Genomic DNA, 25,213 nt, shown 5'->3' with positions numbered 1-25,213 from the left:
AGAGCATGCAGGCCCGCCTGCATGAACCGGGCAAGGGGGTCACCTCTTTCGGCGGCCAGTGCATACCACTTCAGGGCTGGTCTTTTTTCGACCAAGCCCTGCTTCCACCTCAAGCCGCTGTCGTCCCCGGACAGATTGATGTGGCGGTTGTCCAGAACGGCTTGCGCTTCCGCAAACCCCGAAGCCGCAGCCATGCGGTAATATCTTGCGGCATTCACGAGATCGAGAGGGCCGCTCTCTCCAAGAGCATGCAGGCCCGCCTGCATGAACCGGGCAAGGGGGTCACCTCTTTCGGCGGCCAGTGCATACCACTTCAGGGCTTCCGCATCATCTTCCTCAACGGCCCATCCCGAATCGTATATGGCTCCAAGAAGCAGCTGCGCCTCGGAATCCCCCTCTTCCCCGGCCAACTTCAGCCATGTGAGCCCCACCTCGGTATTCTGCGGGGTTCCGAACCCTGTGAAAGCCACATAGCCGAAGGCGGTCATCGCCCGAACATCGCCATGCCCTGCTGCAAGGCTGTACCATTTCAAGGCTTCCCTCGGGGAGGGCGTGATTCCGAGACCATTTTCGTACATCTGTCCCAGAGTCCTCAGCGCTCCCGAGTGTCCCATCTCCGCCGCCGCCAGGAACAAGTCCAGCGCTCTCGCGTAATCCGTTTCCCCCTCTTCGCCGCTGAGATAGAGGCTTCCCAGAGAATACTGCGCCTCGGGATCTTCCGCCGCGGCAGTCCGGCGATATCCGTTAATTTCTCTTTCACGGTCGGAAGGCGGTTCCGCTTCACGGCGGGAACCTTTCCGGGGTTTCACCGGAGATTTCTCCTTTACCGTCTGAAGAGCGGGGGATTTTCGAATGTTCTGCTTCGGGGATTCGGCCAAGATCGGGGAGATCTCATCCTGGACGGCGGATTCCGTACGGGCGCCGCGGGGAAGCGGCTCATACCGTATCGGGATCCAGTCGAGCAGAACGCACCCGAACAAAGACGACGCTGCCAGTGCGATGAGCAGGATCCGGACTGCTCCCATCGAATGCCTCCACAATTCGGATGGATCTCAGGGTGTACGAAAAAAACCATACCATGTTTTGCTTCCGTCGCCTTCATCCTTGGGCATGAGAAGTCCCGACGCGGCACCATGCTTTCGGCGTAAACCGTCTACCGGATCGGATAAAAACAGGGGTTGCGGCAGAAGCTTCCGGATCAGCGCATGGTATAAATGAGGGCAGGCGGAGACCGTCGATCTTCGAAATACGGGAGGCCAACCATGGAACAGAAATCGGGAACCAGCGCCACCTTGTCCATCATTGCCGCGGTCGGAAGTTTCATCGTCACCTTTACCGGGCACCCCTTCTTCGGACTGCTGCTCGGCATCGCGGCCATTCCCCTTGGAGGGATCGGCGTGGCCATGGCTGCATCGCCGAAGGTTGGCGGAGGGCTCATGAGCGTGATCGCCATTATCGTGGGGCTGATCGCCATCGGCGTCGCAGTCCTGGGGATGATCGGCGCGCTCGTTTTCTGACCCGGGGAAGCGCTTCTCCACGCGCTCCGCCTCGGCGTCAACGAGGTCGTCCCCCGCAACGCCGATAAGATGAAGCAAGCCGCAGCTTAGACTTCAATGCGAAGGCTCGGATCGTCGAGGGAACTTAAGGAAGCGGCCGATAGCTCGGCCTTAACAGGTGAAAAAGCGCAAACTCGGGAATAATGATCTGGCAGTCTCGGTCCTCGGCCCCAGACTGCCTGGGCATGAGCTTCTGCTACGGGCCGGCCATGAACAAGCAGGAGGCTCGTTATTCCGATCAGGAGGAGCAGATGACAGGTGGGGCGATTTACAGGTGCGGAAATCAGGTGAACATCAGCTTCCGTTCCAGGTCCATGGAGCGCGAAATCGATTTGGCCGCCTCCATGCTGATGATCCCTTTCTTGCAAAGCGCCACCAGATGCTGGTCCATGCTCTGCATGTGGTACTCCGACTGCCCATTCTCAATGTATTTTTCGATTTCCTCGAGGCGTCCTTCGCGGATACAGGCCTGAATGGTGGTGGTATTGCGCATGACCTCGACCACCGGATACAGGCTTTCGCCGGCCTTATCCTTGATCAGGCGCAGAGAAACAGTGGCGACCAGGATATCAGCAAGGCGCTGACGGACGATCTCCTGTGAATCCGGAGGGAAGTTGCCGATCAGCCGGTTGATGGTCGAGACGGCGCCCTGGGTGTGCAGGGTGGAGAAGACCAGGTGGCCGGTCTCCGCGGCCTTGAGACAGGCGTCGATCGTTTCGGCGTCGCGCATCTCGCCGACCATGATGACATCCGGATCCATGCGCAGGGCCGCCTTAAGGGCCTGATCGAATCCATGAGTATCGATCCCCACCTCGCGCTGTATGATGCAGCTTTTCTTGGAGGTGAAGAGAAATTCGATGGGGTCCTCGATGGTTATGATATTGTAGCTTTGGGTTTCATTGAGAAATTCGAGAATGGAGGCAAGGGTGGTCGACTTGCCGTTGCCCGTGGGACCGGTGACCAGGATCAGGCCGTTGGGGGCCTTGGCGATATCCGCCAGCACCGGAGGAAGCTGCAGTTCCTTGAAGCTTCCGATATTGGGGGGAATCACGCGCATGACCACCCCGAGGTGGCGCCGCTGACGGAATATACTGACCCGGAAACGTCCGCCGTCCGGCAGAGCATAGGCGGCATCGACCTCCTTGAGGTCGGCGAAAAGCGCGCGGCCGTTCTGTTCGAGAATGGTTTTGGAGATGAACTCGGTGTCCCCAGGAGTCAAGCTCGGCAGCTTGGAACGGATCAGCTGTCCCCGCCCCCGGAAAAACGGCGGGTTGTCCACCTCGAAGTGGACATCCGAAACACGCTTTTCAAAGGCAATCCCCAGAATCTTGTCTAAAACCTTCGCATCCACAACCGCACCTCTTTATCGAAATAAAACCGTTCAACCGGCTTGATCGGTACCGGTCTCCTTTTGCTGAAGCCTGCGTCGGCTCAGGTTCTCCAGAGCCTGCCCGGTCTGGGCGGCCAGCATGTTCAGCAGCTCGACGGGAACCTCTCTTTCCGACCGGCTGCCAAAATCGGCATAGGTCAGAAAAATGGTCTTTCCGGAACTTCGCACCGGAAGCAGCAGAATTTTCTCCGGCACGGGAGCGCCGATCCGGTCCAGAAGATACTTTTTAAACGCCTCGTCGTGTTCGGAACCGCAATAAAGGCAGCCGCTTTCGACGGCTTGTCGCAGAATCGAGGACTCTGCGAAGGGGATGCGAATCCCGGGGACGGGGACCACGCCGGCCACTCTGGAAGTATTAATTCCGATCCCCTTTTCAGCGATCGTTTCACCCTGCCGGACCACCAGGGTGAGGGCTCGCTCGAAAATGTCTCCGACATATCCGAGCTGTGCCTGGGCAACCTCCGGAGCGCTCCTCAGTCGGGGCAGCGCGGCGATGAGCTCGTTGAGACGGCGTACGGGATTGATCTCCGGTTCTTTTGCAGCTACCTCTTTCGCGGCGTGGACAGACTCCGTCGGCCGGTCGTCGAGGCTGACGAAGACCCCAGGAATCCGGCGCTCCATCTGGTCGAGATCGGCCAGCCCCAGATCATCTTCAGTGATCTCCGGCTCCTCCTCGGCATCGTCCTCCAGACTCAATTCGCCGTCGCGCATCTTCTCATCAAAAATACGCAGGGAATCCATCAGCACCCCTCGGGTATCGATGCTGATCTCCCGGCTGATATCCCTGGGGCAATACTGGTAGCCATCCGCCGACAGCTCCGGACCCGGATCGAGGACGAAAGACCCCCTCTTCCAGGTGAGGATCTCGACAATGGTCATTTCGATCAGGGACTGCAGCCCGGCATAGGCATCCTTTTCCTCGACCAGTCCCATTTCAAGGAGCGTCCCGATGAGAGGCTTGCGTTTGCTGCCGGCTTTGCTTTGCTCTTCGAGCGCCCGCTCCAGATTGTCCTCGGTAATCGCACCACGCTCCACCAGAACCTGCCCGATGCGAAGGGTATTGTTGAGGTGACTGGCGCTGATGATATAGCCGTCCATGAAGACGAGCTGGCTTTCGCCCTTGCGCCCCCGGACGCCCAGCACCCCCGATTTGCGGGTCGCGTTCAACAGCTGGATGACATCAACGATGGGTAGATGCTCGAGATCTCCGGTAAAGGACATCCTCTCATTGCCTCACTGCGAAAGGGGTTTTTTGCCCTGGCCTCGATTAAGCCCGGGTGGCTTATTAAACAAGAAAATGCGGTACAACTCAAGCTTTTCGTCCCCAATACGACTCAGCCGCCTTCGAAAAGCACCAGGCCATGTAGGGCGAAATTGTTGATTAGCCATCCTCTGAGTTTTTGCGTGGGCATTAAAGTTGGTATAATTGAGAAAACATTCGCCAGTAAATATTTTTACACTTGAGGAGACACGGCCATGAATATCACGATCGAATACTGCAGCCAGTGAGGCTACCGGGACCGAGCCGCCAGTCTGGCGGACAAGATCAGGGCGCAGATGGAGGCAGACGTGGAACTCATCGCATCGGGCAGCGGATCGTTCGAGGTAAGTGTCGACAAAAGGCCGGTTTATTCCAAGAAGCAAACCGGCGAATTTCCCGATGAGCGGTCTCTGCTGGTAGAAATTCGCAAGCTGATTCATTAGGCTGAACGATTGGTCTTGACCGGTCTAACGGGCCGCCTAGAATCGAAAAGGAATCCTGCATGTCTTTTTTTGCTATTTTCTACCGCATCTCCGTGGCCTTCTGGGTCGGCGGAGTCGCGCTGTTCACCTTCGTCCTCACCCCAATCCTTTTTAAAACCCAGCCCCGGGACCTCGCCGGGAAAATCGTCGGCGTACTCTTTCCCGGCTACTTCTACTGGGGACTGGCCTGCGGCGCGGTGGCCCTGGTTTCTCTTCTGCTTCACCGCGGCCGTCATTTCGTGCCCGCCCTCATCCTGTTGGTGCTGATGCTGGCCGCCACGTCCTATCAATCTTTTGTCCTGGAACCGAGGGCCGCGGCCCTCAAAGAGGAGATTGGCTCTTTCGAATCCACGTCCAGGGACCACCCCCTGCGCCGGGAATTTTCCCGTTTGCACGGTATTTCGGCCGCTTGTAACCTGGTCGTCCTTGCCGGCGGCGTCGTCCTGATCGTTCTTTTGTGACGCGCGCGGCCTTGAAAAACTTTCCGTCGACGCTTTACATTTAGGCCTTGTATTTCAATCCTCAGCCGTGCTATGGTGAATTCACTTAAGCAAGTTTGTGCAAGTGTTTTCATCGCTCACCGGTTGACAGGGTGTCAAAATGGATCAAAACACACAGACCCACTTGGGCTGTGTGTTTTTTTTTTGGAGAGTGATCCGGATTTGCACAACAAAAAAAATTCCCAATTGGGAAGCATGGAGAAAAAAAATGGCAGAAGGAACAGTGAAGTGGTTTAACGACGCAAAGGGTTTTGGTTTTATCGAGCAGGATAATGGACCTGACGTATTTGTTCATTTTTCCGAAATCCAGGGCGACGGCTTTAAATCTCTCGCCGAGGGAGATCGCGTGACTTTCGAGGTCACCCAGGGTCAAAAGGGTCCCCAGTCGGCTAACGTGCGCAAAATTTAAGTAAGATTTTGCATATATTCACAAAGGGCCCCGCGAATTCTCGCGGGGCTTCTTTTTTCCAACCAGTTCGCCTTATTTGATTTCTGTTCGCAACCTTAAAGCGGCCGAAAAAGCAGCCGGAAAGGACAACCTCATGGCCAGGAAACCGAATTACAACTTTGAGAAGCGCCAGAAGGAACTTGCCAAAAAAGCCAAAAAGGAAGAAAAGAACAAGCGCAAACAGGAAGAAAAGATCCAGGAATCCTCACATGACAACCCACCCTCAGAGACTCCTTAAAAAAAAAGGGCAGACTACCGAGTAAAGTAGCCTGCCCCCTTTAATTTTCCCCCCAGGGAAACCTGTCATCCCCGCCATAGAGTCCATGCCAGATCGTTTTTATCCGTGCTCTGTGTAAACCTGGATTTGCATGTCATGCACTGGTAGTCCTGCTCCTCGAAGCCTCTCGGGGCCTTACCTTTAAAAATGCGGCGCTCATTTATTGTTGTTAGAAATTCATGAGGTTTTGCATTGCGCGATTTCTTTGATTGCTCTTCACACCGATCGCAAGTTTTCATCTTCATCTCTTTCCATCCCGTTTTTCCGGCGAATGACATGTCTGCCCAATCCTGCCGAGGGGAGAAAGGCCCACCGAGTCGGCAAAGGAGTTATTTACAGCGCATGGTTTTCTTGCCGTCCTCAAAGAGAACCTCAACTTTCTGCGAACCGGCCACGCGCTGCACCAGACCGAGGCCGAAAAGAGGATGATTGATCAGTGCCTTGACCTTGTACGCTCCTGTCATGGAATAATCCGTCGCCTTTTCGCTCTTCATGTTCGGCCTCAGGAGCTTCCATTCTTTGCATTCGGCGTCTTTGTGATCAATGGTTTTCCGCTGGGAAGGTTTTTTGGGTGCGGTCGGCGGCCGATACTTGTGCTGACGACTGCAGGCAGTGCATTGCACTTCCACAGGACTCTCTTCAGTCATGGTGACGATGAGGTGGTCGGTGTTTTTGCGGCATTTAGTGCAGCGGGCTTCGATGGGGTCGCCGGCCGAAAGCGTGGTGCTTTGCATAGCGGTACTCCCTTTATTTGGGTTAGTCAAAGATGTCCGGTAAAAACCAGGATTCGCCGGCATTTACGGGGCAGGTCTGACAAATTGACGCGCCTGGAAAGCGCGGCACAACGGGCATTCCGTAACGTCATATCCGCACACGGATTGAAGGGCGGGGAGGATTTGGAGGGTTTCCGGACAGGCGTCAATTTGTAGAATACACCTTTCACCGGATAAAAGATATAGATTGGAATTTTTTCTTCAGATCTCTATGGAAGGGCCGCGCCGCCTCACAACTTCATCTTCCTCCAGACATCCGTCACAATGCCGATGATGCGCGAGTTCTCTCCAGGTTGAAAAGGGGTATACGCGCTGTTGTCGGGTGCAAGCCAGGCACCGTCCTCCCTGAGCCTGTATCTGCGCAGGAGGATGTCGCCCCATTTGCTGTTAACTAGAACAATGTCCCCGTTTCCCGGCTCTCCGCCTGGTTTGAAAAGAACCAGGTCATTATTCTGGATCGTGGGAGCCATGAAGTCGCCATAGGCCAGCAGCGCGTAGCAGTCTGGAGAACTGTGTGGAAAGGCGACATGGCCGCCAATGTCCCCCGGCTTCAGTCCGTCGGGAAAATCCTGCGAAATCCTCCTGAGCAGGGGCGTTCTTCCCTCAGATGGCTCCGGCAAAATCCCCGGCACGGCTGATTCTCCGGCATCGGGATTGCCTTCCCCCGACGAAAGCCAGCCTTCATCTATCCGATACAGATGCCGCAAGGCGATCAGAAGCGTATCCGAAGGGAGCTGTCTTCCGCATTCCAGGCTGCTCAGATATCCCTGGGCAATTCCCAGGGAGTCGGCAAAGGCCTTCTGGGTAAGACCCTGGTCGCGACGCACCTGGCGGATACGTTCGCCGATCGAATTAACTCTCATTCGTCCCTCTTTCTTGGCCTCCACCATTAGGCCGTCGGTTCTTTTTCTTTTCCAAAGAACTGACCTCACGTTTTTTTCTTGACATTTATTTTCTAGAAATATACATATATTGTCAAGAGATAATTTCAAGAATTTTTATTTCAAGGAAATATTTCGACGATTCGTCGGGAGCGTCAGGGGGGGGAAATGCATGAAGGGGCGGTAAATGTCTCAGCGCACTTCAGCCTGAGCTATCTTCGTCAATTTCCCATCGATCGCTTGAAAATCGATCCTTGGAAAAAAAAGTGAATCCAGGATGGCGGAACATTCCTCGATTTGCTTGAGACTTTAAAACACCCTTGGGAAAAAGGAGCCTCCGATGGTAGTTCACAAGATTCTGCTCGCCAGCCCGGACATCGATGTGTTTCTGCAGTTGGATGGGATATTCGCCCTTCGCAACAACATTGAGGTTTTACTGGCTCGGACCGAATGTCAGCTTCTGTCCAGGACAGAAACCGAAAAGCCCGATTTGATCCTTGTCGATTATGATATGTCGAGAAGGGACGGGGAACCTCTCTATCGCCAGATCCGAGCCGCTCTTTCGTTTTCAGATATTCCGATCATTCCGGTTGTCTCGGCGGAGGATATCGAGAGTTTAAAAGACAGCGGTCCCGAAGGTGAGGAATATCTCTGCAAACCAATCGATCCGCAAAAATTTCTGCGCACCATCTCCCGATATCTCTGTAGCGATCGTCGATCCGCTCCCAGGGTTCCTTCCCGATTGCGCATTAATTACGGTGTCGAAGGCCGGGATGTACTCACCGATTATTCGGTCAACCTGAGTTCCGGAGGTGTCTTCATAGAGACCGCGGACGTACTTCCGGCCGACACCCCTCTGTTCCTGGAGTTTACTCTCCCCGAATCGGACAGAACCATCCGGTGCAAAGGTCGCGTGGCCTGGGTCAACCATCCCGAAAAGATTCTCAGCCCCCATCTGCCTCCAGGCATGGGAGTCCAGTTCCTGGACTTCGTTCTCCAAGAGGTGCTCAGCCTCCGGGAAGTCCTGAAGAAAGAAGCCCTTCACCCCTCCTGGTGAGATTAACGAATAGACAAATAAGTAGTGTTCATCTATGGCATTGAAAGGGTGAAGAGGGAATAAAAAAATGAAAAAACCCGCTCAATGCAGAGCAGGCTTTTTCATTCGAAAACACCGGAATGATCTCCCCGGAAAAGACCGGGGGTTTGGTAACTATCCCATTCACGGGATATGGCGGCAGAGGCCTCCGGCTAGTTCTTGACGGCCTCCTCGGTGTTCTCCTTGGCTTCCTCCATGTTCTCCTTGGTTTCTTCTACCGCCTCGTCTACCCGCTCTCCGGTCCTTTCCATCGGCCCTTCCCTTTCGCAGGCCACCAGACCGAGCATCAGCATAACAAGTGCGGCACCTATCTTGAAAAATTTCAGAAATTTCATCAGAAACTCCTTTCTTGCTGGAGCTTTCCCTGGATATTCCACGTCTTTCAGTCCGTCTCAAAGAGCATCCGAGGTGAGAAGCCCCAGGGCTCCCATCGGAATATACCTAGCGATATCTTCGAAAGCATCCGGACTCAGACGTGCGGCCGTCTCTTGCCGAGGCCTGCGACCAGGGAAACGACGAACAGGATGAGAAATACGAAGAACAGTATCTTTGCAATCCCGGCCGAGGCGGCGGCAATCCCGCCAAAGCCGAAGACCGCGGCAACAATCGCTACGATGAAAAAGACTGCAGCCCAGCCCAACATATTGCACCTCCTCATTGCTTGGGTTTAATATCGTTTCCGGCGCCGTCGAGAATCCCGGGCCTAAAGAATTGCTCTCTTTTTGTGGCGCCTGTATAACCCTTATCCCTTTTTTCCCTCTTGTCAACCCGGTTCATGCGAGCAGAAAGCATCGCAGAATTGATGAGTTGTCTTCAAAGGAAAGGAACTTGGGAAATGCTTCCCGCGAACTCCCCAAGTGAAAAGGGCAGCCATCAGGGCCGCCCTTTTCATGACTCTATTTCCAATCGCTGCCATTGAAAACCCGCAGCCCTAAAGGAGGTCACCATTTGAAACCAATCCCGAGAGTATAGACGAAGCGTCCGTCGTCAAAAGCCTCGTCCGCCTCATCGGAATCTTCAAAAAGGAACTCGTACTCGACGGCAGCAAGAATGAAAGTGGTTTCATTCACAAACGATTTCAGGCCGACACCGGGTCCGGCGACGAACTGCTCGTCGACGCTGTCTCCATAAAGATAACCAAGGCTCGCGCCGACATAGGGGATGTAGCGGTCGAAGGGGAAGTTGAAGTCCACACCCACGCGGGTCGAACCGTTCCAGTCACTGTCTTCGGGGGTATCGGCAAATACTACGCCCTGACGGACCACCCCTTCGATGACCGGACTAAAGAAGTACCCCAGAGCGCCCTCGACCGACAGGAAGGTCGAGTCGAAATCATTGTCGCTGGTGCCGCTGCCGGAGAGAGAAAACTCCATTTCTCCCGCGTTGTACCCCGAAAACGCCGTTGCCGGTATGGCAAAGATCCCGGCTGCCAATAGAATAAGTGTCAATTTCCGCCACATATGAGCCTCCACTATGAATTGTGAGTTTCTTTTCGGTGCGCTCCTTTGCGCACGATCAATTGAACAGAGCCGAGAACTGCGGATATCTACCTCCTTTCTGGAAAATTTTAAACCACTCTAACCGCGGTTCAGGCCCTGTCAACTATCCAGGGAATTAAATTCCAGAAGTGGCAGAAGCGCCTTTTCAGACAAAGATTTATCCCTATTTATCGAATCCTTCCGACCTTTTTACCTCAGCAGACTGGAAAGAGTTCGGTTGCATTTTTGAGCACTCCTGGGCCAGAATGACTCAAGATCATCGCTGGACACCCACACCCCTGCAGGAAAGACTCGTGAAATCTGCCGAAAAAAAGAATGAGTGTCTCCCCACCTGCCGGTCGGAAATGGAGCGGCGCGGGTGGTACGAACTCGATGTGCTCTTCGTCACCGGCGATGCCTATGTCGATCATCCCGCTTTCGGCACGCCGCTGCTGGCACGGCTCCTGGAAGCGGAGGGGTTTCGGGTCGGCATCCTGGCGCAGCCCGACTGGCGCGATCCGGAGGCTTTCCGGGGGATGGGCCGGCCGCTCCTTTTCGCCGCCATCTCTTCGGGAGCAATGGATTCGATGGTCAACCGCTACACCGCCGCCCGCAAGGTGCGCAACAACGACGCCTACACACCGGGGGGGAAAGCCGGAAGACGACCGGACCGGGCGGTGATCGCCTATACCGCCGCCGTAAAAGGGGCCTTCAAAGGGGTGCCGACGGTAATCGGGGGGATCGAGGCGAGCCTGCGTCGCCTGGCTCACTACGATTATTGGGATGACAAGGTGCGTCGGTCGGTGCTGGTCGACAGCAAGGCCGACCTCCTTCTCTTCGGCATGGCGGAATCGGCCCTGACCGCACTGGCAAAGCGTCTTTCGGAGGGTGAAACGATCGATACCGTCCGCGACCTGCCGGGAACGGCCTATCTTGCCGCCGAAGCTCCGACCGGGGCGATGCACCTCCCCTCCTATGAAGAGGTCGCGGCCGATCCTTTAGCCTACAACCGGGCCTTCCGCCTCGCCGCCGAACAGACCAGCCCCTTCTGCGGCCGCACCCTGGCCCAGATCCACGGGACGCGACACCTGGTGGTCAACCCTCCCGCCGCTCCCCTGACCGAGGAGCAGCTCGACCGCCTCTACACGCTGCCCTTCTCCAAGCGCCCCCACCCGGGTTACACCGAACCGATTCCGGCCTACGAGCAGATCAGGTTCTCCGTCACCAGCCACCGGGGGTGCTTCGGCGGCTGTGCCTTCTGCTCCATCACCCACCATCAGGGCAAAACAATCCAGTCCCGATCCATTGCCTCGGTGCTCGATGAAATCGACCGGCTGAGCCGGCACCCCGAGTTCCGCGGCACGATCACCGATGTCGGCGGCCCCACCGCCAACATGTACGGGCTCTCCTGCAGCGATGAGAAGGCGCAGGCTGCCTGCCGCCGCGGGAGCTGCCTCTTTCCCGCTCCTTGCCGCCATCTGCGCATTTCGGACCGGCAGGCAGCCGAGCTGCTGCAAACCCTGCGCGCCCACCCCGCCGTCAAGCATCTGTTCGTCGCCTCCGGTATCCGCTACGACCTGCTGCCGCACCAGCCCCGATATTTTTCCGATCTGCTGAGCCACCATGTGGGAGGGCTCCTCAAGGTGGCCCCTGAATCCAGCAGCGAAAAGGTCACCCGGATCATGCGCAAACCGGGCCCCCGCCTCTTCAGCGACTTCCTCCAGGCCTTCCGCGATCGCAGCCGGGATCTCGGCCTTCGGCAGGCGGTGGTCCCCTATTTCATCAGCGCTCATCCCGGCTGCACCCTCGACGACATGATCGAGGTCGCCCTTTTCCTCAGGCGCAACCGCCTCAGGGTGGAGCAGGTTCAGGAATTCACCCCAACCCCGGGAAGCCTGGCGACCTGCATCTACCACACGGGCCGAGATCCCTTCACAGACGAACCGGTTCACGTGCCGCGGTCACCGAAGGAAAAGCGTCTGCAGAAATCCCTCCTCCTCTGCCACCTCCCCGAAAGCCGCAGCGACATTGTCGAGGCCCTGCGGCTGTGCGGCCGCGAAGATGCCTTGGCCGAACTTCTGGGAAAAGAAGACAGCCGCCCCCTTCCCTCTGCGAAGAAGCCGTCCGGCAATAAAGGGATGAAACCGCGCCGGAGAAAACCCGGGCAGAGTTAGACTTCCGCTGGATTATTGATGCGCAAGGAATTAACCACAGGCACAGAGACATTAAGGAACCATGAATTCTCAGCTTTTCTCTGTGTCTTTGTGTCTCTGGAGAGCGTAGCGAAGGGGGTGGTGGAAAGATTGACCAAAGCGCTATTTCTTGCTGCGCTGGGCCATGAGGGGGAACAAGCGCCTTTTCTGCAGGGGCGGCAGAAAGGTTTCTTTGACGAAGCGCACATCCTCGATGGTGTAGAAGGCGTTAGGATTGTAGCGCTTGATGCTGGCGATGATCTTTTCCAGATGACGCCGCTTGGCGATGGTGAAGATGACTTTGACGGGTCCCGTTTCCCCTGCGGCGTCAACGCTTGTCACCCCGTAGCCGGAAGTCCGGAGAACCTGCACCAGTTCAGTGGCGTCCTTGCGGGTGATGATCCGGATAATGAGATTGCCGATGGCAATTCTTTCCTCCAGAATTACCCCGACGAAGTTGCCTGCGGCAAAACCCAGGGCGAAGGCGACATAGGTGATCCAGTTGTGCAGATGCTGCATCACCTGGCTGATGGCGAGAATCCAGACCAGGGATTCGACGAAACCTAGAACCGCCGAGAAGTATTTGAACCCCTTGGAAACAAAAATGATCCGAAGAGTCCCGATGCTGACATCGAGGATGCGGGCGAGGAAGATCAGAGCGGGGATGACCCCCAGAACGAAGAGATCCGACTGGAAAAATGATGATTCGGTCACGATCATTTCCTGGGTTTAAAAAAAACCGTCTTCTCCGAAGGGGCCCCAACAAGCCTACCACAAGCTCTTTTCTCTGGACAAACAGCAATTAAGTGGTCTTGGCAGTTCGTGACGAATGATGAAATCGGGGAAACTCGTTTTAAAACAGTACAGGAATGCGGAAATGGGACACCTCAGGCTCCCTCCGCTTTCAACCATGACCGATGTTCCTTGGAACCCGCAATCTCGCTTCCCATTCAAATAAAAGATCCTAATTTCAGAGGCTTAAAACATTCAGCCTTAATTTCATTCGTTGAAAAACTTTAACTGGACAAGCAGTCCATTCCCTCCTATTATTCCCATAACGCTGTTTTGGAATTCATGGAGACGGAAACATGTCTAAACATATTGTGGTAATCGACGACTGCCCGGTTACCCTTGCCATCGTCAGCGATTATCTCGCCGAGGCGGGCTTCAATGTTGCCACCGCGGAGTGCGGAGTCTACTCGAATCATCTAATCTATGGCTCTCGCGCCCCGGACCTCATCCTCCTCGATGTCATGATGCCCCTGATGTCCGGAGAGAAAAAGGCCATGCTGATCAAACGACGTGAAAAGAGCAGCCGTATTCCGCTATTGCTCATGTCGTCCAAAGAGGAAGATGAACTGAAATCCATCGCCGCCAGGAGCGGGGCCGACGGTTACCTGACCAAACCTTTTTCCGCAGGCAAACTGGTTCACGCCATCGAAACCTTCCTGGCCGCCTGACGGAGCACTCAAGTTTCCCTGTATTCTGCAATGCAATGGGTGGCCCTTCGGGACGCCCTTTCTTTTTTTCGGAGACGGCCGTCTTCCCCTTCAGCTTTTTTCTTTTCTGTAGCGGATCCCCTCGCCGGTGAGTTCGATGAGACCTTCCTTATATAATCCACCGACCGCCTTCTTGAAGCTTTTCTTGCTCATCCCGAGGATTTCCCGTACGGCTTCCGGCGGACTCTGATCATGGAGGGGCAGAAATCCTCTTCGGCGCAGCACGTCTTCAAGAACAGCCCTGTCCTCTTCAGCCCCCACCGCTCCGGATTTTCGCAGGGTGACATCGATCTTCCGATCCTCGCGAAGGCGCCTGACGTATCCCTTGAGTCGATCGCCTGGCTTGAGACGCGCGGTAATCTCGTCCCGGTAGAGGAGTCCGCCATAAAGGTGATTGATGATCACCTTGGCTCCGAGATCGGTGAATTCCCAGATCGTAAGGAGCACCTCTTCCCCTTCGGATAGATCGATCTTTTCGGTGTCCAGACACCGGTCGATCCGGGCGGTGCCGACGAGCCTCTCCAGGTTGTCGAGGCAGACCCTCACCAGATACCGGCGCCCCTCCTGCATCCGGTCGGGCTGTTCAGCGAAGGGGACGAACAGATCCTTCTCAATCCCCCAATCGAGAAAAGCGCCTACCTTCGTCACCTTGCTCACCTTGAGCAGGGCAAACTCGCCGAGCTGGGCCCGGGGCCGTCGAAGAGTCGCCGTCAACTCGCCGGCCGCCCCCTTGTAGACGAAGACCTCCAGCCGGGTTCCGGGAACGGTGCCGGGAGGGACCTCCCGTTTGGGCAGAAGGACGCGGCCGCCGCCGTTTCCAAGCCAGGCCCCGCTTCCGTCGATATGGTCAACGTGCAGAGTATTGATCCGGCCGATTTCCAAAATGATGCACCTCCAGAGGGATATTGCGACTGCCCGGAAAACGGAAAAGATCTCTGTTACCCGAAAGAGCAGACGTACTCCGCGATCCCTTCGGGGACCTCGATCTCGAAGGACGATTTGCCCGGCACGTCGAACCAGGTTCCGGCGGCAAAGCCGATCCAGTCCCCTTCCCCGCCGATCCGCACCCGGCAGGAGCCGGCAATGATCTCCATCTTCTCTGGCGCGCCGGTGTCGAACCGGTAGCTGCCGGGATAAAGGAGGCCGAGGGTTTTGCGGCTGCCGTCGGCAAAGGTCAGGGCATGGCTGACCACCTTTCCGTCGAAGTAGATGTTCGCCTTGCAGGCGACGGTGACGTTTTCGAACTTTTCGGGGGCGCTGTAACTCATGGGTTTCTCCTTTGAGAATCTGGTAAGGTCTTTTATCCGCAGATGACGCAGATTTTCGCAGAATGAAAATCAAAATACGGGATTCAAAGTTCTAAATCTGCGTCCATCTGCGTAATCTGCGGATGATTTCAATCTTCAAGCCGCACGGTGTTCCCGGCCGCTCTTGTGCAGATAGTATTCGTAATCCCCTTCATAGGTCCGCATCTCGCCGTGATCGATTTCGAAGACCCGGCCGACTAGTGAGCGCAGGAAATGCCGGTCGTGACTGACCAGCACTACCGTGCCGGCGAAGGACTGAAGGGCGCCAAGAAGGATCTCCCGGGACTGGATGTCGAGGTGGTTGGTCGGCTCGTCGAGGATCAGAAAGTTGATCGGCCGCGCCAGCAGAGTGGCAAGCACCACGCGGCTCTTTTCACCGCCGGAGAGCTTGTCGATTCGCTTCTCGACGTCGTCTCCCTGAAAGAGGAAGGCGGCGCAGAGGTTTCGCACAACGCCGATGGAGGATTCCGGAAGCGCTTCCTGAACCGTTTCGAAGACGCTCTTCTTCGGATCGAGAAGGTCCATGGCATGCTGGCTGAAGTAGCCGGCATTGACGCTGGCGCCGAGGACGACATCGCCCGCGCTCGGCGCGGTTTCGCCGGCGAGCACCTTGAGGAAGGTCGACTTCCCCGCGCCGTTGATACCGACGACGGCGATCTTTTCCTGCCGCCGGATCAGACCCGAGACACCACCGAACACCGATTTCCCTTCACCCCCGGGAAGAGGCCAGGTTTTGCTCAGATTCTGAAATTTGACCACGTCGTCGCCGCTGCGGGGAGGCTCGGCGAATTCGAACCGGATCATCTTCTGCTCCGCCGGGATCTCGATCCGCTCGATCTTCTCCAGCTTCTTCACCCGCGACTGGACCTGTGCGGCGTGGGAAGCGCGGGCGGCGAAGCGGGCGATGAATTCTTCCTCCTTGGCGAGCATCTCCTGCTGGCGGCGGTGGCTGGCCAGGAGCTGCTCGCGCCTGATCTCCCTTTCCCGCAGGTAGAAGTCGTAGTTGCCTCCGTAGGTGGTGACCGTCCGGTTGGCCACTTCGATGATCCGGCCGACGATGCGGTTCATGAAGTCGCGGTCGTGGCTGGTCATCAGCAGCGCCCCCTTGAATTCTGCGGAGAGCCACTCCTCGAGCCAGACGATCGACTCCACATCGAGATGGTTGGTCGGCTCGTCCAGCAAAAGGACATCCGGGTTGAGGGTGAGGATCCGGGCCAGGGCGATGCGCATCTTCCAGCCGCCGCTGAACGATTCCACTGGTCGATGATAGTCATCCGGACCGATCCCCAGGCCGGTGAGAACGGCCTGTGCACGGGGCTCCAGGTCGTAGCCGCCGCGGTGCTCGAACTCCTCCTGGGCATCGCCGTAGCGCTCCAGGAGCGCCGCCAGGTCGTCATCCTCCATCGGTTCGCACATGGCGGCTTCCATCGCCCTGATCTCTTCGCCGAGTGCCATGGTCCGGGCCGAAGCCGCCATGACCTCCTCCAGTGCCGAATGCCCGGACATTTCTCCCACATCCTGGGAAAAATAGCCGATCACGGTCTTCTTCGAGCAGGAGATCTCCCCAGTGTCGGGCTCCTCCTCCCCTGTGATCAGGCGGAAAATGGTGGTTTTGCCGGCGCCGTTGGGGCCGACCAGGCCGCTGCGGCTGCCGGGAAGAATCTGGAAGCTGGCGCTCTGGAAAAGAACCTGCGCGCCATGCTGTTTGCCGATGCCGGTCAAGTGAATCATACGAATCTCCGAAAGAAAAAGTCCCGCCCTATTAGCATGAGGGGGCCGAACACTGCAAGCCTATTCTGAGCCGGAACGGGGCGGCTTTGACAAATACGGAAAAAGAGAAGAACGCTCCAGCCTCTTTTATGCTATCCTCGCGTCCTTTGGCTGATAAAACCCGGCGGAGAGAATGCACATGTTCAGAGCGACCCTGGAGGAATTGCGAAAACAACAGGAACTCTTTGACACCGATATCAGCCGGTGGATCGACGACTATCGGAGCCGCGGCGGCCGGATCTATTGCGACAGGGGATGCCGCAACTGCTGCAGCCTGGCGGTGCACGCCACTTTTCCCGAGGCCCTGCTTGTGGCCGAGCTGGTGACTACGGCCATGGCCGGCGCCCTGGAAAAACACGTGGCAAGACTGACGGAAAGCCTCACCGAGGATACCGATCTAAAAACTTACCTTCGGCTGCACCGCCGGACCGTCGGCTCGTGCCCTTTTCTCAACGAGGACGGGGCCTGCGGCGTCTACCGTCATCGGCCATTCTCCTGCCGTTCCCTTCTCTCCACCCGTCCCGGCGACTGGTGCGGCCTCGATCCGCTCTCCCTGGATCCCTGTGACCGTGAACTGTATTTGAAAAGTCTCGATCCGGAGATAGTCTTTTTCCCCACTCACTATGCGGCTGGTCCGCAGGAGCAGGGCCTGGAGCTTGAAAACACGGCTGCAGTCCGGATGCGGAAGCTGTGCGGATTTACCCTCAGCGGCAACCTGACGGTTCTCGTGCACCTGGAGCGGACCTTCCGATTGAGCGCAACGCTGGCGCGCGGCTACGATGCGACCAAGGCTCTTCTGGCACGGAGCAGACTGGACCACCCCCTTCTGCTCAATCTTTGCCGCTGATGCTTCTCGGCATCTCCTATTCATTAAATGAAGTTGGATAGTTGACCATTTTGGTTTAAAATTTAACACAGGGGAATAACTGAGGTCTATACTTGAAAACATTTGAATTGTTTTACTGCTGAAAAGGACTATTAAAATGAAACTGGTTCGGACTTTAATTTTTTGTTTTTTGCTGATCCCGGGATTTGCCGATTCCGTCCTGGCGCAAGAGGAGGTTTTCAAAAGCCTTGGAGCCGTCAAGGTTCTCGGCGACGCACCGCCCTCACTGAATCTCGGCCTCGGAGTTTTCGATATGTTCGATAACGACGATTCGGTGGCCGCACAGGTCGAATGGCGTTTCGGTGACAAGCTGGGATTCGTCGGGCCCCTGGGGGGATTGATCGTCAATGCCGACGGAGGCCTTTTCGGCTATATCGGGTTGTATACCGACCTTGCCGTGGGGAAGTTCGTCATCACCCCCCATACGGGATTCGGAGCCTACGAGCAGGGAAACAGCAACGATCTGGGGGGCGTGTTCGAGTTCTACTCCTCCCTGACCGTTGCCTACCGGCTGGAGAACCGCTCCCAGGTGGGAATCCGATTCGGGCATATCTCCAACGCCGACCTTCACGACAGGAATCCGGGAACCGATCTGCTCCTGCTTCAGTACCGCATTTCATTCTGACTTCTGAACTTCCGAGGACGGGTGACGGGTTACAAGTCACGTATCCCGCACGAGAGAAAACCTCTATTCCGATTTTCCTTTCCGGGCTATGATGAGTGGTCATTCGTCCTTAGTCATTGGTCATTTGTAAAACCAATGACAAAGGACAAAGGACAAATGACAAACCGGAGGACGTTTTACCCATGCATCAGCGCACGACATCGCCAGCCCCCGAACGATTCACCGTCGACTACCGCATCACCGTCCGCGACGGGCGCCCCATCGAAGAGCATGCCCGCGACATCACCATCGAGCAGACCCTTGAGGTGCCGCCGGACGTCATACCGCCGGAACATCTGGAGCAGCAGCTCACCGGCCGCATCGAGGGCATCGAGCCAATCCCCGGCAGCCCCGGCCGCTACGACGTGGCCATCAGCTATCGCTGCGACATCACGGCCTTTTCCGTCCCCCAGCTGTTCAATGTCCTGTACGGCAACATCTCCCTCAAGGACAACATCCGAATCACCGATATCCGGTTTCCCGACTCCCTGATGAAAATATTCGGCGGACCTCGCTACGGCATCGACGGCCTGCGCCGCCTGAGCGGGGTTTACGGCAGGCCCCTCGCCTGCACCGCCATCAAACCCATGGGGCTCCCCACAGCCGAGCTTGCCCGGATCGCCGGGGCCTTCGCCCTCGGAGGAGCCGATCTGATAAAAGACGATCATGGCATCACCGACCAGTCCTTCCATCCCTTCGAGGAGCGCGTGATCCGATGCCAGGAGGCGGTCGAAGAGGCGAACGCCCGCACCGGCCGAAAGACCCTTTATTTGCCCATGGTTTCCGGGAATTTCGACAACCTGGAGAAGCAGGTGCGATTCGCCGTTCGCCGGGGTGTTCGGGGAATTCTCATGGGGCCGATGCTGGTCGGATTCGACACCATGCGCTACATGGCGAAGGAATACAATCTCATCGTCATGGCCCATCCGGCGCTCACCGGAACGTGTTTCCACGACCGGGAGCACGGCATGACTCCGGCGGTGCTTCTGGGCACCCTGTTTCGCCTGATCGGCGCCGACATCTCCATCTTTCCGAACGCCGGCGGCCGCTTTCATTTTACTGCCAGGGAGTGCGGCGGCATCGCCTCCGCCCTGCGAGCGCCGATGGGAGATCTCGCCCCCGCCTTCCCCTGCCCGGCCGGAGGAATGAGTCTCGAAAGGATCCCGGAGCTGGCGGCCGCCTTCGGGCCGGACAGCGTCTTCCTCATCGGCGGAGACGTGCTGCGCCAGGCCGATATCGAAGAGGGGACCCGGCGCTTCCTTGACGGCATTCGCCGGAGCTTTGCCGAGGAACTCGCAGAACCGGACGACCCCTTCGTTTCCGCCTGCGAATGGCGCGCAGGAGGTGTCCCGGAAAAGACTCCTCGCGACCTGCTGCGCTTTGCCGGTTTCCGCTGGGAGGGGCGCAGCCGCGAGGACTATAAATCCCCGGAAGAATTCGACTTCAGAGGGGTCTCACGACAGGAGCTGACGGGCAGGTTCGGCGAGCAGACCGCCTTCGATCTGCGCTACTTCGAAATCGAGCCGGGCGGTTACTCCAGCCTGGAAAAGCATCTGCACGAGCATGTGATCATCGGCGTGCGCGGACGCGGCGTGCTGGTCAAGGAAATGGAAGAATTCGAGATCAAAATCCACGACGTCGCCTATGTCGGGATTCATCAGAAACACCAGCTCCACAATCGGGGAAGTGAGCCCTTCGGCTTTTTCTGCATCGTCGACCACCTCCGGGACCGGCCGCAGAAGGTCTGAACCGATTTCTCTCCACCGCCCCTTGCCAGCGGCAATCTTGAGTTTAGAATGAAGGAGACAAACTCTCAAACCAGGGGGGAATGGCGATGCCGACTTACGAATATCGATGCGAGCGCTGCCGGGAGGATTTTACGGTTCAAATGGGCATATCCGAGCATGACCGTGGTGAGATCAAGTGCCCGAAGTGCGGAGGAGCCGAGGTGGTTCAGCAATATTCCACCTTCTATGCTAAAACAAGCCGGAAGAGCTGAGAGCAGGCGCGTCACGGGCTGACTCCTCAAAGTCACTCGCGAGACAACCATCTGCTGCGCAACCGGGGAAGCGAACCTTCGGCTTCTCCTGTATCGTCGGCCACCTGCGGGCGCCGTCCGTCCTCCATCCTGTCTTCCGACATCCATTAAAACCTCCTCTGGACACGATTCTTCCATCCTGCTATTGTGAATCCCCACCTGTTTACGTGACAACCCCATAAAAGGAGGCCGTCCGATGAGCCAAGGAGAAGAGTCCCCTCTTTCCTGTTCCAGATGCAGTTCCGTCTGGAAAAAGCAGGGAAAGACCAACTGCTGGAGTGAGCCGGGAAGCGGTCCGGCGCGCCCCGCCTACTGCCCTTCGGAGAAGGAGGCGGAAATCATCGAAGAGTCGTTCCGGCAGTATACCGGCGATAGAGAGGAGGCCAGGCTCGCCCGGGTCGCCGCCGAGGTGGAGGGACTCTGCTATCAGCCGGTCCCCGGATCGGACGCGGTCAATGCCCGCTGGACCCGCGTGGAGGACACCATCGCCCTGGCCCTGCTGATGGGTTGGAAAAAGATCGGCATCGCGACCTGTATCGGCCTTCTGGAGGAATCGGAACGGCTCTCCGAGATTCTCCGGGCCCAGGGGCTGGAGCCCCTTTCCGTCTGCTGCAAGGCCGGAAGCGTCGACAAACTCCAGCTAGGCCTGAAGGAAGAGAACAAGGTGCGGCCGGGGACCTTCGAGCCGGCCTGCAATCCGATCGCCCAGGCCCGGCTGCTCAACCAGGCGGGCGCCGACATGAACGTGATCGTCGGCCTCTGCGTCGGCCATGACATGCTGTTCAACAAGCATTCCGAGGCCCCGGTGACCACCCTGGTGGTCAAGGACCGCGTCACCGGCCACAATCCGGTAGCCGTTCTGTACGGGCAGAACTTCTACTACAAGCGGTTGCAGAAGCAGCCGGTGATCAAACTCACGAAAGAGGATTAGTTCCTGGCTGAAAGCCATTATTTTTCGGAGGGCCGCTGGTTGCAGCGGCCCTCTCTCCGTTCAGGACAAAGAGCTTGACATCGACACCCTTTCCCGAATATTATTCTTAAACAATGGAACAAATCAGAACGATCGACAGCACAGATCTCCAAATCCTGCAAATACTTCAGGAAAAGGCCCGGATTCCCAACGCCGAGGTGGCCCGCCAGGTCGGCATGGCCCCTTCAGCCGTACTGGAGCGCATCCGCAAGCTTGAGGAGCGAGGGATCATCGAGGGATACGAGGTGCGGCTCAATCCCGGACATTTCGGTCAGAGCCTGGCCGCCTTCGTTTTCGTGGACGTGGACCGGGCCGGCAACGGCAGCGTCGCCGGGGAGCTGGCCGCCATTGCGGGAGTGCAGGAGGTTCATCAGATCGCCGGCGAGGACGGTTATCTCGTCAAGGTGCGGGCCTCCGATCCGGAAACGCTCGGCAGACTGCTGCGCGAGAACTTCACCCTGATCAAGGGGGTTCGCGCCACCCGCACCCAGATCGTGCTGTCGACCTTCAAGGAGACGCGTCGCATCGACCTCGATGTGGCGGCATCCGGATAGGCGTCCTGGGCGAATACAAGAGAAATTGACTCGACATTTACATAACCCATTCCATTCAGGAGATCCAACCATGCCCATGTCCCAGTCTTTCCAGGACCGTCTCTTCCCCATCGTGGAAAAGATCGCCGAGCATTACGGCACCCCTTTTCACATCTATGATGAAACAGGCATCCGCGAAACCGGAGCGAACCTCAAAAAGGCCTTTGCCGGTATCGACGGTTTCCGCGAATACTTCGCCGTCAAGGCCCTGCCGAACAAGCGTATCCTGCAGATCATGCAGGAGATGGGCTTCGGCTTCGACTGCAGCTCCATCCCCGAACTGATCATGAGCCGCCAGGTCGGGGGCCGGGGGGAGGACATCATGTTCACCTCCAACAACACCAGCCGGGAGGAGTTCCTTTTTGCAGAGCAGGACGGCGGCTGCATCCTCAACCTCGACGACATCACCCTGATCGACAAGGTGCCGAACTTCCCCGAGCTGGTCTGCTTCCGCTACAATCCGGGACCCAAGCGCACCGGCAACGTGATCATCGGCAACCCTGTCGAAGCCAAGTACGGCGTCACCCATGATCAAGTGGTGGATGCCTATCGCCGGGCCCGGGCGCGCGGTGCCAGCCGCTTCGGCCTGCATACCATGGTTGCCTCCAACGAACTCGACTACACCTACATGGTCGAAACGGCCCGCATGGTGTTGGAGATCGCCGAAATGGTCGAGTCCGAACTCGGCATCCGCTTCGAGTTCGTCAACATCGGCGGCGGATTCGGCATCCCCTACAAGCCGGAGCAAAGCCCCCTCGACCTCGGCGCCATGTCCGGAGAGATCACCGCTCTTTTCGACTCCTTCCGGGAAAGGCATGGATACGCCCCGCGGATGGTCATGGAGAGCGGCCGCTACATCACCGGACCCCACGGCTGTCTGGTAACCACCGCCATCAACCACAAGGACATCTACCGCAAATACATCGGCGTGGACGCCTGCATGTCCTCGCTGATGCGGCCGGCCCTGTACGACGCCTATCATCACATCAGCGTCGTCGGCAAGGAGCACCTGCCAAAGTCCGAGGTCTGCGACGTGGTCGGCTCGCTGTGCGAGAACAACGACAAGTTCGCCGTGCAGCGCGAGCTGCCGCCGATTCAGGAGGGAGATCTTCTGGCCATCCACGACAGCGGCGCCCACGGCCATGCCATGGGATTTCAGTACAACGGGCGCCTGCGTCCCAAGGAGCTGCTGCTGAGCACCGACGGGACCGTGGAGCTGATCCGGCGCGCCGAGACGGTGGAAGACTATTTTGCCACACAGGATTATCGTCAGGATGTTTTTATCCCTGCAGGATAAACCGCAGGACCGAGACGCTTTCGCGTAAAAAAGGGCGCCCTTTCGGGCGCCCTTTTTCTATCGGCTTACCGTCACCCAGGGACGGGGTGGGTTGTTAATGAACCTGCTTCCCTTCTGTCGGCCCCTCGATCTGCACCTTGCGCCCCGTGGAGAGTTTTTTCTCCACAGGCATGCTGATCTTCAGGATGCCGTTGTCAAAGGAGGCATGGATCTGATCGGTGTTCACTCCTTCAGGCAGGGTCAGCCGCCGGATGAAGGAACCGACCTGCGATTCGCGAACCATGTAATCCTCCTCCTTGACTTCCTTGCTTTCCTTGCGTTCGCCCCGAAGAGTGAGGATGTCTCCATCCACGCTCACATCGAGGTCCTCTCTTTTAACACCGGGAATTTCGGCTTCCACACAGAAAGTATTCCCCTTCGAATAGGTGTTGATCGCCGGGCTCATGACGCCCTTCGTCTCCATCGTCTGTCCGAATGTCCTCCGGAAAAGATCATCCATCTCCCGATGCAAAGAACTCAATTCCTTGTTGATACTGCGGAAAGGATCCCAACGGGCTGGCAGCATACCTATTCACCTCCTCGCGTTTCTCACCGTCCCTGAGTGTTCCCTAATTAATTATCCCCCTGAGCAGGGCTGTTGTCAAGGGATCGGCGCTCGGATCAAGCGCCGGTTCTCAGGTTGGAATGTTGCTGGAAGGGACGTCGGAATAACCGTTGCGAGAATCGGCAAAGGGATTGAGCCGGCAAAGATCGGCGGCCCTGAGATGATCCAGAGTGATCCCGTCCCGGTGAACGATCATCACTTCTCCTTTGAGAATCTCCCTTTCGAAACTTGAGCTGACCCTGCCCCGACGGCATTCGATCTGGATCGGGCACTCCGCGATCAGAGGAACCCGGGAGAGATTTCCTTCGATAAGAGTGAAGGAGGTGTCCGGACATCCTGAATATTCCATGAACGATCGTGCGAAGCAGCCTTCTGCAGCCGGCAGGTTGACAGCGAAGATCCCTTCCGGCCCCAGCCTCTCCAAGGGACACTCCCTTCCCTTTAGACCGACCGACAGTACGGGTGAGCCAGTGCAGGTGATCCCTACCCAGGTCGCGGCCGCCACCTGCACCACCCCCGCCGCGGAACGATAGGTGATCAGCGCCGAAGGGACGGAAAGCAGGGTAGTACTGCGGGGGGAAAGCCGTTTACTCATTAAAACCTCCATAAATCTGCTGCTTCAATTTAAACACGATTCCAGCTATTCTCAAGCCAGGGAATCGAATAAATTCTTGACAAATTTTATAGACTTTATTAATACTTGAACAACACAATCTGGAGGACCATATTCCATGAAACTCTCGACCAAAAGCCGCTACGGTTTACGCGCCCTTTTCGACATGGCGTATCATGCGGGAACGCTTCCCGTGCAGATCAAGGACATCTCCCGCCGTCAGGCCATCTCCCCCCGTTACCTGGAGCAGATCTTTCAGGACCTGAAAAAAGCCGGACTTCTCAAGAGTCGGCGAGGGCCCCAGGGAGGTTATTTCCTGACCAAAAAGCCCCATGAGATCACCGTCAAGGATATTGTTGAAGCTGCCGAAGGTGAAATGGCCCTCGTCGACTGTACCAAAAAAGGAAGAGGAGGCAAGGCCAAATGCGAGTTCGACAACCAGTGCGTGACCCAGAAAGTCTGGGCCGAAGCCGGCCAGCGCCTCAACGACTATTTCGCCTCGGTAACGCTGAAGGATCTCTGTGACGAGGGAAAAAATCTCGGCCTGGAAAAAGAGCTGGACCACCGCTTCATGTACTTCATCTGAACCGGCAAGGCGAAAGACTCTGGTCTTAGGGAGATCGCCCTCAGTCCGAAGT

Annotated in this window: 28 protein-coding genes and 1 pseudogene; 15 read left to right on the top strand and 14 right to left on the bottom strand. The window is 57.0% G+C overall.

The window, feature by feature from the left end:
- A partial coding sequence (locus DTF_RS25540) for a tetratricopeptide repeat protein (RefSeq protein ID WP_193352700.1) occupies positions 1-1,025 on the bottom strand: 1,025 nt, incomplete at its 3' end.
- Positions 1,026-1,262: 237 nt separating this feature from the next.
- Between DTF_RS25540 and DTF_RS0112505 the strand changes: the two genes are divergently transcribed.
- Positions 1,263-1,517: a hypothetical protein gene (locus tag DTF_RS0112505; protein ID WP_027715592.1), complete on the top strand. Its 255-nt coding sequence runs from the start codon at positions 1,263-1,265 to the stop codon at positions 1,515-1,517.
- 322 nt (positions 1,518-1,839) lie between these two features.
- Here the strand turns inward: DTF_RS0112505 and DTF_RS0112500 are convergent, their stop codons facing one another.
- A complete protein-coding gene (locus DTF_RS0112500) occupies positions 1,840-2,907 on the bottom strand; it encodes a type IV pilus twitching motility protein PilT (protein WP_027715591.1) in 1,068 nt (355 codons plus the stop codon).
- 30 nt (positions 2,908-2,937) lie between these two features.
- Positions 2,938-4,167, bottom strand: a complete 1,230-nt coding sequence (locus DTF_RS0112495; RefSeq protein ID WP_027715590.1) for a DUF4388 domain-containing protein — start codon at positions 4,165-4,167, stop codon at positions 2,938-2,940.
- A gap of 300 nt (positions 4,168-4,467) precedes the next feature.
- Between DTF_RS0112495 and DTF_RS26155 the strand changes: the two are divergent.
- From DTF_RS26155 to DTF_RS0112480, 3 genes and pseudogenes are all read left to right on the top strand, one after another.
- Positions 4,468-4,650: pseudogene (locus tag DTF_RS26155) on the top strand (SelT/SelW/SelH family protein); the annotation flags it as partial.
- A 59-nt stretch (positions 4,651-4,709) separates the two neighbouring features.
- A complete protein-coding gene (locus DTF_RS0112485; RefSeq protein ID WP_027715589.1) occupies positions 4,710-5,150 on the top strand; it encodes a DUF4149 domain-containing protein in 441 nt (146 codons plus the stop codon).
- Positions 5,151-5,397: 247 nt separating this feature from the next.
- A complete protein-coding gene (locus tag DTF_RS0112480) occupies positions 5,398-5,598 on the top strand; it encodes a cold-shock protein (RefSeq protein ID WP_027715588.1) in 201 nt (66 codons plus the stop codon).
- Positions 5,599-6,243: 645 nt separating this feature from the next.
- Here DTF_RS0112480 and DTF_RS0112465 read toward each other — a convergent pair.
- Together DTF_RS0112465 and DTF_RS0112460 are read right to left on the bottom strand one after the other, a co-directional pair.
- Entirely contained in the window at positions 6,244-6,648 is a 405-nt protein-coding gene (locus DTF_RS0112465; RefSeq protein WP_027715586.1) for a hypothetical protein, read from the bottom strand.
- A 269-nt stretch (positions 6,649-6,917) separates the two neighbouring features.
- Positions 6,918-7,550, bottom strand: coding sequence for a LexA family transcriptional regulator (locus tag DTF_RS0112460; protein ID WP_027715585.1), 633 nt, complete (start codon positions 7,548-7,550; stop codon positions 6,918-6,920).
- 358 nt (positions 7,551-7,908) lie between these two features.
- Between DTF_RS0112460 and DTF_RS0112450 the strand changes: the two genes are divergently transcribed.
- On the top strand, positions 7,909-8,625 hold the full coding sequence (locus DTF_RS0112450) for a TIGR02266 family protein (protein ID WP_027715584.1): 717 nt from the start codon (positions 7,909-7,911) through the stop codon (positions 8,623-8,625).
- A gap of 191 nt (positions 8,626-8,816) precedes the next feature.
- On the opposite strand, the gene DTF_RS23380 is transcribed toward DTF_RS0112450, so the two are convergent.
- The 3 genes from DTF_RS23380 to DTF_RS0112435 all read right to left on the bottom strand — a co-directional run bounded on the left by DTF_RS23380 (position 8,817) and on the right by DTF_RS0112435 (position 10,124).
- A complete protein-coding gene (locus DTF_RS23380) occupies positions 8,817-8,999 on the bottom strand; it encodes a hypothetical protein (protein ID WP_035056987.1) in 183 nt (60 codons plus the stop codon).
- 134 nt (positions 9,000-9,133) lie between these two features.
- Positions 9,134-9,307, bottom strand: coding sequence for a DUF1328 domain-containing protein (locus DTF_RS26150; RefSeq protein WP_027715583.1), 174 nt, complete (start codon positions 9,305-9,307; stop codon positions 9,134-9,136).
- A gap of 298 nt (positions 9,308-9,605) precedes the next feature.
- On the bottom strand, positions 9,606-10,124 hold the full coding sequence (locus tag DTF_RS0112435) for a hypothetical protein (protein ID WP_027715582.1): 519 nt from the start codon (positions 10,122-10,124) through the stop codon (positions 9,606-9,608).
- Between the two features lie 332 nt (positions 10,125-10,456).
- On the opposite strand from DTF_RS0112435, the gene DTF_RS0112430 reads away from it, so the two are divergent.
- On the top strand, positions 10,457-12,316 hold the full coding sequence (locus tag DTF_RS0112430) for a YgiQ family radical SAM protein (RefSeq protein WP_027715581.1): 1,860 nt from the start codon (positions 10,457-10,459) through the stop codon (positions 12,314-12,316).
- A 141-nt stretch (positions 12,317-12,457) separates the two neighbouring features.
- On the opposite strand, the gene DTF_RS23375 is transcribed toward DTF_RS0112430, so the two are convergent.
- On the bottom strand, positions 12,458-13,048 hold the full coding sequence (locus DTF_RS23375; protein ID WP_226989327.1) for a DUF2179 domain-containing protein: 591 nt from the start codon (positions 13,046-13,048) through the stop codon (positions 12,458-12,460).
- A gap of 374 nt (positions 13,049-13,422) precedes the next feature.
- Here DTF_RS23375 and DTF_RS0112420 point away from each other — a divergent pair, with 374 nt between their 5' ends.
- Entirely contained in the window at positions 13,423-13,794 is a 372-nt protein-coding gene (locus tag DTF_RS0112420; RefSeq protein WP_027715580.1) for a response regulator transcription factor, read from the top strand.
- Positions 13,795-13,884: 90 nt separating this feature from the next.
- Here DTF_RS0112420 and DTF_RS0112415 read toward each other — a convergent pair whose 3' ends face one another.
- From DTF_RS0112415 to DTF_RS0112405, 3 genes are all read right to left on the bottom strand, one after another.
- A complete protein-coding gene (locus DTF_RS0112415; RefSeq protein ID WP_226989325.1) occupies positions 13,885-14,715 on the bottom strand; it encodes a S1 RNA-binding domain-containing protein in 831 nt (276 codons plus the stop codon).
- 56 nt (positions 14,716-14,771) lie between these two features.
- Entirely contained in the window at positions 14,772-15,101 is a 330-nt protein-coding gene (locus DTF_RS0112410) for a pyrimidine/purine nucleoside phosphorylase (RefSeq protein WP_027715974.1), read from the bottom strand.
- A 135-nt stretch (positions 15,102-15,236) separates the two neighbouring features.
- A complete protein-coding gene (locus tag DTF_RS0112405) occupies positions 15,237-16,871 on the bottom strand; it encodes an ABC-F family ATP-binding cassette domain-containing protein (protein WP_027715578.1) in 1,635 nt (544 codons plus the stop codon).
- A gap of 178 nt (positions 16,872-17,049) precedes the next feature.
- Here DTF_RS0112405 and DTF_RS0112400 point away from each other — a divergent pair, with 178 nt between their 5' ends.
- The 7 genes from DTF_RS0112400 to DTF_RS0112370 all read left to right on the top strand — a co-directional run bounded on the left by DTF_RS0112400 (position 17,050) and on the right by DTF_RS0112370 (position 23,358).
- On the top strand, positions 17,050-17,757 hold the full coding sequence (locus DTF_RS0112400) for a YkgJ family cysteine cluster protein (RefSeq protein ID WP_027715577.1): 708 nt from the start codon (positions 17,050-17,052) through the stop codon (positions 17,755-17,757).
- A 136-nt stretch (positions 17,758-17,893) separates the two neighbouring features.
- Positions 17,894-18,421, top strand: coding sequence for an acyloxyacyl hydrolase (locus DTF_RS0112395; protein WP_027715576.1), 528 nt, complete (start codon positions 17,894-17,896; stop codon positions 18,419-18,421).
- A 182-nt stretch (positions 18,422-18,603) separates the two neighbouring features.
- Positions 18,604-20,208 carry a RuBisCO large subunit C-terminal-like domain-containing protein gene (locus DTF_RS23370; RefSeq protein WP_051361270.1) on the top strand — a complete coding sequence of 535 codons (1,605 nt, stop codon included), beginning with the start codon at positions 18,604-18,606 and terminating at the stop codon, positions 20,206-20,208.
- A gap of 80 nt (positions 20,209-20,288) precedes the next feature.
- The gene (locus tag DTF_RS27790; RefSeq protein ID WP_369798565.1) at positions 20,289-20,459 is read left to right on the top strand and encodes a zinc ribbon domain-containing protein; all 171 of its coding nucleotides are present in this window, start codon (positions 20,289-20,291) and stop codon (positions 20,457-20,459) included.
- A 235-nt stretch (positions 20,460-20,694) separates the two neighbouring features.
- A complete protein-coding gene (locus DTF_RS0112380; protein WP_027715575.1) occupies positions 20,695-21,429 on the top strand; it encodes a DUF1847 domain-containing protein in 735 nt (244 codons plus the stop codon).
- A gap of 113 nt (positions 21,430-21,542) precedes the next feature.
- Positions 21,543-22,022: an Lrp/AsnC family transcriptional regulator gene (locus tag DTF_RS0112375; protein ID WP_035056979.1), complete on the top strand. Its 480-nt coding sequence runs from the start codon at positions 21,543-21,545 to the stop codon at positions 22,020-22,022.
- 70 nt (positions 22,023-22,092) lie between these two features.
- Positions 22,093-23,358 carry a diaminopimelate decarboxylase gene (locus DTF_RS0112370; RefSeq protein WP_027715573.1) on the top strand — a complete coding sequence of 422 codons (1,266 nt, stop codon included), beginning with the start codon at positions 22,093-22,095 and terminating at the stop codon, positions 23,356-23,358.
- Positions 23,359-23,452: 94 nt separating this feature from the next.
- Here DTF_RS0112370 and DTF_RS0112365 read toward each other — a convergent pair whose 3' ends face one another.
- Both DTF_RS0112365 and DTF_RS0112360 read right to left on the bottom strand, forming a co-directional pair.
- Entirely contained in the window at positions 23,453-23,923 is a 471-nt protein-coding gene (locus DTF_RS0112365; RefSeq protein ID WP_027715572.1) for an Hsp20/alpha crystallin family protein, read from the bottom strand.
- 109 nt (positions 23,924-24,032) lie between these two features.
- Positions 24,033-24,557 (bottom strand): hypothetical protein, encoded by a 525-nt coding sequence (locus DTF_RS0112360; protein ID WP_027715571.1) that lies wholly within the window; start codon positions 24,555-24,557, stop codon positions 24,033-24,035.
- A 136-nt stretch (positions 24,558-24,693) separates the two neighbouring features.
- On the opposite strand from DTF_RS0112360, the gene DTF_RS0112355 reads away from it, so the two are divergent.
- Entirely contained in the window at positions 24,694-25,161 is a 468-nt protein-coding gene (locus DTF_RS0112355) for an Rrf2 family transcriptional regulator (protein ID WP_027715570.1), read from the top strand.
- Positions 25,162-25,213: the final 52 nt, after the last annotated feature.

The organism is Desulfuromonas sp. TF, from assembly GCF_000472285.1.
Classification (GTDB): Bacteria; Desulfobacterota; Desulfuromonadia; order Desulfuromonadales; family ATBO01; genus ATBO01.
Note: the sequence above shows the minus strand (reverse complement) of the source record. Positions and strands in the feature narration are given on the sequence as shown.